This is a genomic window from Phenylobacterium sp. (assembly GCF_036402295.1).
Taxonomy (GTDB): Bacteria; Pseudomonadota; Alphaproteobacteria; order Caulobacterales; family Caulobacteraceae; genus Phenylobacterium.
This window is the reverse complement of the sequence record NZ_DASWTE010000369.1, coordinates 1-9,678: the sequence shown is the minus strand read 5'-3', so window position 1 is coordinate 9,678 and position 9,678 is coordinate 1. Positions and strand designations below refer to the sequence as shown.

General features: G+C 70.4%; 9 protein-coding genes, 1 tRNA gene and 2 pseudogenes. 4 read left to right on the top strand and 8 right to left on the bottom strand.

Annotation, left to right across the window (positions count from 1 at the left end; genetic code table 11):
• Nucleotides 1–225: 225 nt before the first annotated feature.
• Nucleotides 226–300 (bottom strand) — tRNA-Gly (locus VGD44_RS21835).
• A gap of 117 nt (nt 301–417) precedes the next feature.
• On the opposite strand from VGD44_RS21835, the gene VGD44_RS21830 reads away from it, so the two are divergent.
• The gene (locus VGD44_RS21830; RefSeq protein WP_331090490.1) at nt 418–1,011 is read left to right on the top strand and encodes an HD domain-containing protein; all 594 of its coding nucleotides are present in this window, start codon (nt 418–420) and stop codon (nt 1,009–1,011) included.
• 102 nt (nt 1,012–1,113) lie between these two features.
• Entirely contained in the window at nt 1,114–1,932 is an 819-nt protein-coding gene (locus VGD44_RS21825; RefSeq protein WP_331090489.1) for a hypothetical protein, read from the top strand.
• Between the two features lie 4 nt (nt 1,933–1,936).
• Here the strand turns inward: VGD44_RS21825 and VGD44_RS21820 are convergent.
• The 3 genes and pseudogenes from VGD44_RS21820 to VGD44_RS21810 all read right to left on the bottom strand — a co-directional run.
• Nucleotides 1,937–2,079 (bottom strand): annotated as a pseudogene (locus VGD44_RS21820) (TraB/GumN family protein); the annotation flags it as partial.
• 48 nt (nt 2,080–2,127) lie between these two features.
• Entirely contained in the window at nt 2,128–2,967 is an 840-nt protein-coding gene (locus tag VGD44_RS21815) for a TraB/GumN family protein (RefSeq protein WP_331090488.1), read from the bottom strand.
• A 76-nt stretch (nt 2,968–3,043) separates the two neighbouring features.
• Entirely contained in the window at nt 3,044–4,066 is a 1,023-nt protein-coding gene (locus tag VGD44_RS21810) for a 2'-deoxycytidine 5'-triphosphate deaminase (protein WP_331090487.1), read from the bottom strand.
• A 137-nt stretch (nt 4,067–4,203) separates the two neighbouring features.
• Between VGD44_RS21810 and metZ the strand changes: the two genes are divergently transcribed.
• Nucleotides 4,204–5,388 (top strand): O-succinylhomoserine sulfhydrylase, encoded by a 1,185-nt coding sequence (metZ, locus tag VGD44_RS21805; protein ID WP_331090486.1) that lies wholly within the window; start codon nt 4,204–4,206, stop codon nt 5,386–5,388.
• Here the strand turns inward: metZ and VGD44_RS21800 are convergent.
• Entirely contained in the window at nt 5,385–6,203 is an 819-nt protein-coding gene (locus tag VGD44_RS21800) for an amidohydrolase family protein (protein ID WP_331090485.1), read from the bottom strand. The genes metZ and VGD44_RS21800 overlap by 4 nt on opposite strands.
• 81 nt (nt 6,204–6,284) lie before the next feature.
• Between VGD44_RS21800 and VGD44_RS21795 the strand changes: the two genes are divergently transcribed.
• Complete coding sequence (locus VGD44_RS21795; RefSeq protein ID WP_331090484.1) at nt 6,285–6,728, top strand: MarR family winged helix-turn-helix transcriptional regulator; 444 nt, start codon at nt 6,285–6,287, stop codon at nt 6,726–6,728.
• Nucleotides 6,729–6,734: 6 nt separating this feature from the next.
• Here the strand turns inward: VGD44_RS21795 and VGD44_RS21790 are convergent, their stop codons facing one another.
• From VGD44_RS21790 to VGD44_RS21780, 3 genes and pseudogenes are all read right to left on the bottom strand, one after another.
• Nucleotides 6,735–7,628 carry an Hsp33 family molecular chaperone gene (locus tag VGD44_RS21790; protein ID WP_331090483.1) on the bottom strand — a complete coding sequence of 298 codons (894 nt, stop codon included), beginning with the start codon at nt 7,626–7,628 and terminating at the stop codon, nt 6,735–6,737.
• A gap of 50 nt (nt 7,629–7,678) precedes the next feature.
• Nucleotides 7,679–9,271 carry a serine hydrolase domain-containing protein gene (locus tag VGD44_RS21785; protein ID WP_331090482.1) on the bottom strand — a complete coding sequence of 531 codons (1,593 nt, stop codon included), beginning with the start codon at nt 9,269–9,271 and terminating at the stop codon, nt 7,679–7,681.
• Between the two features lie 61 nt (nt 9,272–9,332).
• Nucleotides 9,333–9,678 (bottom strand): annotated as a pseudogene (locus VGD44_RS21780) (ornithine carbamoyltransferase); the annotation flags it as partial.

Genomic DNA, 9,678 nt, shown 5'->3' with positions numbered 1-9,678 from the left:
GAAACGCGTGTCTTCCGGATCAAATCTGTCCGGCCATGACGTTGCCTTGCCGCTCGTAAGCGGACCCTCCGAACTTCGCCGATGAGTCACGAACAGACGAGCGAGAGCCCCCCCGCAACACACCTCACGGCCTCCTCGGGGGAACGAATCCATGACCCGCATTCCCAAACGACTCCCAAATGGACGTCGATGGTCCCGAAAGTGGACTCTAAGTCATTGGAAAGATGGAGCGGGTGAGGGGAATCGAACCCCTGACATTCAGCTTGGGAAGCTGACGTTCTACCTCTGAACTACACCCGCGCTCGCTAGGCGGCCTTCATAGCCGCGGGCGGTGCGGCGGCCAAGGGGCTGCATTGACCTCTGCGCCCCTCGGCCGCACGATCCTTCCTGAACAGCGATAAGCGAGGGAGAGCTCCGATGGCCGACGGCGAAGCCCTGGATCGGGCGAAATTCACCACGATGGCCGACGGAACCGCCGAGGACTGGGCCGCCATCAGCCGCGCCGGCATGGCCCACCGCGGCGAGCACGTGGACCGGATCGTCAGCCACCTGAAGCTGCTCGACAACGACTACGGCGGCTTCGCCGTCGACCGGCTGGAGCACTCGCTGCAGACCGCCACGCGGGCGTTCCGCGCCGGGCAGGACGAGGAGTACGTCGTCTGCGCCCTGCTCCACGATATCGGCGACATCCTCCTGCCGGCCAGCCACGCCGAGTTGGGGGCGGCGATCCTGAAGCCCTACATCTCGGACCGGAACCACTGGATGCTGGAGCACCACGGCGTCTTCCAGGGCTACTATTTCTTCCACTATCTGGGCCTCGATCGCGACATGCGCGAGGCGTTCCGCGGCCATCCGGACTTCGAGTACACGGCGCAGTTCTGCCACCTCTACGACCAGAACTCGTTCGACCCGGCCTACGACTCCATGCCGCTCGACGCCTTCGTGCCGATGATGCGGCGGGTGATGGAGACGCCGAAGCGGTCGATCTACCGGAGGCCCGACGCGGCTTAACGCGCGATGCGGCGGGGGGCGGGCATCGCGGCGGCCCTTGGGCTGGCGGCGGCGAGCGCCGCGCATGCCCAGCCGTTGAACCGTGCGCAGGAAGCGGCCGCGATGCTGACGGCGGCCGGCTTCCAGGTCCGCGGCAATCAGATTCTCAACCCCTGCGGCCAGCCCGCGCAGCCGCGGCCGACGGCCGTGGACATGAATGGCGACGGGCGGCCCGAGGCGATCGTCACCGACACGCACCCCACCTGCTACGGCCCGACCGGCCTGGCGTTCTCGGTGATCCAGCAGCAGGGGCCGCGCTGGACCGTGGTCGGCGCGGGCCGCGGCCGGATCAAGCTTCTTGAGACCCGCACCAACGGCTGGCGCGACTACACGCTGGAGGGCCCCGGCTGTCAGCGCACGTGGACGTTCCAGCCTGGTCAGGGCTACCTGTCGCTGCAACCCTGTCCGGGCGAGAGCGGCTACCGGCCGCCGGGGCCCCTGCCGCCGGCGCCGCCGGTGAAGGCCGCGTCGGGAACCCCGGCCGATCGGGCCGCCGCCTTCCGCGCCGCCGGCGTCACGCCCACCCGCGGCCGCTACCTCGCCTGCGACACCAGACAGGAGCAGGAGATCGAGATCCGCGACCTCAACGGCGACGGGCGGCCGGACGCGGTGATCAACGACTTCGGGACCTATTGCTACGGCAACACGGGCCAGGGCTTCACCATCGTGACGAAGGACGCCTCGGGCGCCTGGCGGCAGCTCTACCAGAGCCAGGGCATCCCCGAGCTCCTGACCACTCGCGGCGTCGGCGGCTGGCCCGACATCGTCAACGGCGGCCCGGGCTTCTGCTTCCCGGTGAAGCGCTGGAACGGCCGCGACTACGCCATCGTCCGGTGGCGGGCCGACCCGGCGATGCCGGGCGCCTGTGCGGGGCGCCCCTGAGCCGCTACTGCCGCTCGGCGGTGACGCCCAGCTTGGCCAGCTCGGCTGCAGGCTGTCGGGGCCGACGAGGTGGCCGGCGCCGACGGCGACGAAGGTGACGCCCGATCCCGCCAGCTTCGCCATCAGCTGGTCGGCCCAGGCGCGGTTGAAGCGCCTGTCAAGCGTCCTGGACAGAACGTCGGGCGTGCTTTCCTGCTACTGCACCCGCTCCACCCTGTATCCGCGCGCCGCCATGAGGGCCGGGAGGCCGTCGTCGCCGATCATGTGCAGGGCGCCCACGTTCACCAGCTGCACCCCGCCGGCCCCCGCCATCTCGTCCGCCAGCTTGTCGGCCCAGGCGCGGTTACGGCGCTTCAGGAAGGCCTCGTAGAGCGCCGGGTTGCCCGCCTTCATGTCGGCGATGGCGGCGGGTCCCAGCGCGCCCGCGAGCCACGCGGCCTCCAGGCTCGGCGGCTTGCCCGTCAGGCGCAGCCGCCGCCCGCCCTTCTTGTCGCGGATCACCTTGGTCAGATAGCGGACCTCCGAGCCCTCGGGGAGGCTCGCGAACATGCGCGCCTGGTCCTCCAGCGTCTCGAACGTGCGGATGCGCTTCAGGTCGTCGCGCGCCACCCGGGTGATGGTCAGGTCGGCGCCCTTCTCCACCGAGACGCCGCGGGCCAGCGCCGGGCGCATGGACAGCATCAGGGCCGCCGCCCAGGGCCGCAGGTGGTCGACGCGCGCCACGTCGGTCTGCCGCGACAGCGCCTCGAGGTCGGAGGGGGCGAGCTTGCGGCTGAGGGGCCGGTCCGGATCGGAGCCGTAGCGCTGGATCAAGAGGCGCACGGTGTCGGGATCGCCCGACTCCATGTCGGCCTCGAACCAGACGGTCCCGGCCTGAGCCAGCACGCGGTCGTACAGCGGCGTGCGCCAGGCCAACCCCGGCTTCAGGGCGTGGATCGTGCCGAAGAGATAGACTTGGCCGTCGGCGTCAGAGACCCGCCACAGCGCCGGCGCTGCCTGGGCCGCGCCGCACCATCCGAAGAGGACGGCGCCCAAGAGCGCTGCAAACCGCCTTCTGCAGTCCACGGGTCGACCCCCGACTCTGGCGGCGGAAGCAAAAGGGGGGCCGCCGCTACTCCCCCCAGATCCGGAAGTGCTTGGATAGCTTGAGACCTTGCCGCTGATAATGCGACCCGAGGTCACCATAGAGCCGCGTAGGCCTCTCTGTCAGCGGCTCGTAGACCAGGCGGGCCACCGTCTGGCCGTCCTCCAGAATGAAGGGCGTCTCGTGGCTGCGCACCTCCAGCACGCCCTTCGAGCCCTTGCCGTGCGCCTCGTCGGTGCCGAAGCCGGGATCGAAGAAGCCGGCGTAGTGCACCCGGAACTCGCCGACCGACGGGTCGATCGGCGTCATCTCGGCCGCCTCCAGCACCGGAATCTCGACGGCCTGCTTGGACGCCAGGATGTAGAACTCGCCGGGATCCAGCAGCAGCTTGCCGTTCTTCGGATAGAGCGGCTCCCAGAAGTCGGTCGGGTCGTGGCCGTCCACGTGGTCCAGGTCGACGACCCCGGCGTGGCGGCGGCCGCGGAAGCCCGCGATCTCGCCGGTGAGGTCCACGCCGACGCTCTCGGTGCGCAGCCGCTCGGGCACGCCGGCCTTGAGGCGCAACTGGTTCAGCCGCGTGCCGGTGCGCACCAGCACCGAGAAGGTCTGCGGCGCGATCTCCATGTAGAGCGGCCCGTCGTAGCCCTCGTCCACGTCGTCGAAGGCGTCGCCGTAGTCGGTGATCACCCGCACGAACACGTCGACCCGGCCGGTGGAGCTCTTCGGGTTGGCGCGCGCCGAGACGCCCTTCGGCAGCTTCACCGCCTCCTGCAGCTCGGCGATGTAGACACAACCTCGCTCCAGCACCGCGCCGCCGCCGGTGAGGTCGAGCTCGTGCATGGCGACCTCCTTGATGCGGTCGCAGACCTTGCCGTGGCGGGGCAGGAACGAGGCCCGCACGCGCCAGGCGCGGCCGGCCAGGCGCAGGTCCAGGCTGGCCGGCTGCACCTGGTCGGCTTCGAACGGCGTCGCCGACGTGATCGCGCCGCCCGCGATCAAGGCTTCGATGGACTGGCAGGGCAGGATGCCCGGGACGTTGAAGTCGCTCATGGGCGGCGAACACTTACCGCAGAACGCAGGCGTGGCAAGGCTTGCCGCGTGCAAGGACGGCCGCTTGCCGGAAAGCGGACCTTGACGGCATGCGGCGCCCGGCGTTCAAGGCGCCCTGCTTTGTGATGGAGGCCGAGATGGCGGAAGACCCGCACGATTGGGAAATCGAGACCCGGGCGGTGCGCGGCGGCCTCATGCGCACAGAGCACGGCGAAATCTCGGAAGCCCTCTTCCTGAACCAGAGCTTCGCCTACGAGAGCGCCGCGGCCGCCGACGCCCGCTTCGCCGGCAATGCGCCGGGCTTCATCTACCAGCGCTTCGGCAACCCCACGACGCAGATGTTCGAGGACCGCCTCGCGCTGCTGGAAGGCGCCGAGGCCTGCAAGGCCACCGCGTCCGGCATGGCGGCGGTGCAGCTGTCGCTGATGGGCCTGCTGCGGGCCGGCGACCACCTGGTGGCGGGCCGGGCGCTGTTCGGCTCGTGCCGCTGGATCGTGTCGGAATTGCTGCCGCGGTTTGGCGTCGAGACCACCTACGTCGACGCCACCGACCTCGAGGCCTGGAAGAATGCGGTCCGGCCCAACACCAAGGCTTTCCTGGTGGAGAGCCCGGCCAACCCGCTGCTTGAGGTGACCGCCATCGGCGCGGTGGCTGATATCGCCCACGCCGCCGGCGCGAAGCTGGTGGTGGACAACGTGTTCGCCACGCCGATCTTCCAGAAGCCGCTCGTCCTGGGCGCCGACATCGTCGTCTACTCGGCCACCAAGCACATCGACGGCCAGGGCCGCGTCCTGGGCGGCGCGATCCTTGGCGCCGCCGACCTCGTCACCGAGGCCTACAAGGACATGCACCGGCATACCGGCCCGGCGCTCTCGCCGTTCAATTCCTGGGTGCTGCTGAAGGGCCTGGAGACGCTGGAGCTGCGGGTGCGCCGCCAGACCGAAAATTGCGGCAAGGTGTCGAACGCCATCGCCGCGCACTCGAAAGTGCTCAAGACCATCTACCCCGGCCGGCCCGACCACCCGCAGGCGGCGATCATCGCCAACCAGATGACCGGCGGCGGCAACGTGGTGGCTTTCGATCTGGGCAGCCGCGCGGCCGCCTGGCGGTTCCTGGACGCCCTGCAGATCGTCGACATCTCCAACAACCTCGGCGACGCCAAGTCGATGGCCACCCACCCCTGCACCACCACGCACCGGTCCATGCCCGAAGCCGAGCGGCTCGAGATCGGCCTGACCGAAGGGTGGGTGCGGATGAGCGTCGGCCTGGAAGGCCCGAACGACCTGATCCGCGACGTCAGCCGGGCGCTGGACGCGGCTTAAGCGGCCAGCCTGAACACCTTCCGCGCCGCGCCTTCCAGGAAGAGGCCTCGCGCCCGCTCGTCGAGACCCAGGTCGTCCAGGGACGCGAGCGCGTGCTTCGGCGAGATCATCGGCCAGTTGGTGCCGAAGAGGACGCGGCCCGCGCCCTGCCCCTTCATGAACTCCACGAGCGAGGCCGGCAGGCGCTTCACGGTGTAGGCCGAGGTGTCGACGTGGAAGTTGGGGTACTTGCGGGCGAGCGAGAATACCTCGTCCATCCAGGGAAAGCCCACGTGGCCGCCGACGACCGTGAGCTCGGGGAAGTCGAGCAGCACGTCGTCGAGGTAGGGGATCGGGCGGCCAGGCTCGGAGCGGCAGAGCGGGCCGGTGTGGCCGATCTGCGTGCAGAACGGCAGGCCGGCCTCCACGCAGGCGACATAGACCGGGTAGTAGCGCCGGTCGTTTGGCGGCAGGTCCCAGAGCCAGGGCACGACGCGGACGCCGACGAACGCCGGGTTCTGCGACTGCTCGCGGATGGTGCGGACCGCGCCCATCGGGTCGTTGAGGTCCACCGAAATCAGGCCGCGCAGGCGGTCCGGCGCCTCGGCGATCGCGGAGGCGACCTCCTCGTTGGTGATCAGCCAGCCGTGGGGGCCGCACCAGGCCGAGAGGATCGAGATGTCGACGCCGCCGGCGTCCATGGCTGCCAGCGTCTGGGCCGTGGTCACGGCGGGCTCTTTGTCGCTCTTGCCCGTCCAGCGGTTCAGCGTGGCCAGCCAGGGCTGGGCGCGGAAGTGGTCGTTGGGCTGCTGCGCCCACACGTCGATCGCACCCATGCCGCGGCTCCGTTGATTAACTTCACATGTGAAGTAAATCCGCGTTGAGCCGCGCTGTCAACGCAGGCTAGCCTTCTGCGCATGGATCCGGCCGGCCGCGAGCGGCTCTACCACCTGCTGCAAACCGCCGCGCATCGGCTGAAGACCCGCGCCGACCGCGACTCCCAGGGCGCGGCGGGCGTGACGGCGGCCCAGGCGGCGGTGATGTTCGTGATCCAGCGCGAGGGTGGGACCACGCAGCGGCAGGTCGCCGGCCAACTGAAGCTGAACGAGAGCGCCGTCACCGCCATGGTCGGCCGGCTGATGGAGGCGGGCTACGTCGACCGCGCGCCCAGCGCCACCGATGGCCGCGCCTGGACCGTCTCGCTGACCGCGACGGGGCAGGCGGCGCTGGAAACCTTCCGCGTGAACCTCGACGCCATGAACGCCGAGATCACCGCCGCGCTGGGCGGCGAGGCCGAGGTGGTGCGCTTCGCCGAGAGCCTGCGCGCCTTGCTGGCGATCGCGCCGGCGCGGGACGGCTAGCCGCGGCTACGCCGCCTTCAGCCGCTCGGGCTCCACGGCGTAGACGCGGCTGCAGTACTCGCAGGTCACGTGGATCTTGCCGTCGTCCTCGACCATGCCCTCGCGCTCGGCCGTGTCGAACGACTTGAGCACCGTCTCGATCCGCTCCTGGCTGCAGCGGCAGAAGGCGTGCAGCGACTTGGGGCCGAACACCCGAACCCCGTCCTCGTGGAAGAGCCGGAACAGCAAGCCATTCGAGGACAGCTCGGGATCGACCAGCTCGTCCTCGCCGATCGTCTCGAAGAACGCCTGAGTGCGGTTCCACGCCTCGATCGTCTCGCCACGCGCCTCGTCGGCGGCGACGTACTGGATGAGGAACCCGCCGGCGCGCGAGACACCGTCGATCTGGCTGACGGCAAGCCGCACGCGGGTGGGCGTCTGCTCGGACTGGGCGAAGTACTGCTCGGCGCAAAGCGCCAGGGTCTCGCCCTGGATGTCGGTCACGCCCTGGTAGCGGTCCATTTCCGCGCCCTGGTCGACGGTCATCATGAAGACGCCCTCGCCCAGCAGGGTCCTGGCCCCCGGCAGCTGGAAGCCGTGGCTCACGGCCTCCACGTCGGCGGGCTCGAACCGGCAGTAGCCGCGCAGGCCGCCACTGGTGTCGTAGTCGGCCACCACGTAGCGCACGGGCCCGGCCCCGCGGGCCTCGACGATCAGGCGGCCGTCGAACTTCAGGTTGGATCCCACCAGGGCCGCCAGCGCACAGGCTTCGCCCAGGAGGTTGGCGACGGGCTCGGGGTAGTCGTGGCCCCGCAGGATCTCGTCGATGGAAGGACCGAGCCGGGCGATGCGGCCCCTGACGGGCTCGCCCTCGATCTGGAACGCGCCGACGATGTCGTCGGGGATGGTCGTATCAGGCATGGGGCGCAATATAGGCTGCGTCGGCCCGGTTGCGAGCGAGGCGCATTGCCTCAAGAGGCTTCGATGCGCCGGAACTCCAGGGAATAGACCCGCGCGCCCGTGAACCGGAGGCCCGTGACCTTGCCGTCCGGGCCGCGGACCACGCGGATCAGGCCGTCGTCGCCCTGGAAGGCGTCCTTATAGAGCGGCCGCGCCACGACGGGCGCGCTCGGGCGGTCGGCCGGCGCCAGCACCAGAGCGCCGCCGCGGATCGTGGCCAGCAGCACGCCGTTCGCCTCCAGGCTGGAGTAGGCCCCCGCCAGTTCGCCGAGCTCGGCGGCGGTCGGCGTGACCGGCGTGACCCGGCGGTAGCGGACCGTCTCGCCGTCGGCCGCGCGCCGTTCGACCGCGTCGGGGCCGAACACCCAGTCCATGTCGCCGCCGCGATAGCGCCCCTTGCCGGCGGGCGCGAAAGCGCCCGCACCGCGCACCGAGAGCCCGCCGTTCTCGGCCACCACCCGCAGCACCGATCCGGTGCGCTCGTCGACATACACGCCGGGCAGACGCTCCAGTTCGTCGGCCGGCTGAGCGATGGGGGTCGGGGCCGCAGGTCCGGGCGGCAGGTGGAGCTCGGCGACCCGCCGGCCCAGCCGCACCGCATTGGCGCCAGCGGTATTGCACAGCACCGCCACCGAAAGCCCCTGGCCCGGGAAGCGCGCCAGCCAGGCGCGATAGCCGGCCGTCGCCCCGCTGTGGGCGATCTCGGCCTGCCCTTTGAACGCCTGCGAGACGAGGCCGCGGCCGTAGGCGATCTTCCGGCCGCCGGTCAGTACCGCCTGTTCCTGCAGCCGGGCGCTCACCGCCTTGCCCAGCCGGCCCTGGGTCAGCGCCTCGTTCCAGGTCAGGAGGTCGCCCACCGTCGTCAGCAGGCCGCCGTGGCCGTAAGTGTTCTCGAACGGCATGTCCTGGCCCAGGCCGCCCGGCCCAGGCCCATAGGCGATGGCGCGGCCCGGGACGACGCGCCGATAGTTGTCGCGCCACGATGTCCGGCTCATGCCCAACGGCTCGAAGATCCTGGCCCGGGTGAAGTCGGCCAGGCTCTGGCCGCTGACACGCAGCACGATCCAGGCGGCGAGGTTGTAGCCGGTGTTCGTGTACGAGTAGGCCTCGCCTGGCGGGTAGTTCAGCGCCTTCTGCCGCGAGGCGATCTGCAGGACCTCCACGGGCGTGTAGACGCGGCTGGTCCGCGGCCAGCCGGCGATGTCCATCACCGAGCCCCAGTCGCGAAGCCCGCTGGTGTGGCTGAGCAGCATGTCGATGGTGATCGGCCGGCCGTAGTCCGGCACCTCGGGCAGGTATTTCCGGATGTCGTCGGAGAGCGCGATCCGGCCGTCCTCGACCAGCAGCAGGATCGCCGCAGCGGTGAACTGCTTGGAGACCGAGCCCGCCTCGAAAATGGTGTCCGGGGTGATCGGGACGGCGTGCTCCAGGTCGGCCGAGCCATAGCCGCGCAGGACCGGCGCCTGGTCCTTGGACTTCACGCCCAGCGCACAGCCAGGCGTGGTCGGCTGGAAGTCGGCGAACACCGCATCCACCCCCGCCGGCTGCGCCTGCGCCGACGACGCCAGCGCCGCCGCGCCCAACAGAACCGCCACGAACCGCATGCTGGCTCTCCCCCGACTGATCGGAGGAGGCTAGTGGCCGCGGGGACCCACTGTCACGCGATCAGATCGCGCCGAAGCACCAGGCCAGGATCGACTTCTGGGCGTGGATGCGGTTTTCCGCTTCGTCCCAGACCAGGCTGGCCGGGCCGTCGATGACCTCGTCGGTCACCTCTTCGCCGCGATGCGCCGGCAGGCAGTGGAGGAAGACGGCGTCCTTGGCCGCCTCGTCCATCAGCTTGCCGTCCACCTGGTAGGGCTCCAGCGCTTCGATCCGCTCGTCATGGTCGGTGTCGCCCATGGAGACCCAGGTGTCGGTGATCACGCAGTCGGCCCCGCGCACGGCTTCGCGGGGGTCGTGCGTGGTCATGATCCGGCCCTGCAGCTCGGCGGCGCGCGCGAGGTCCATC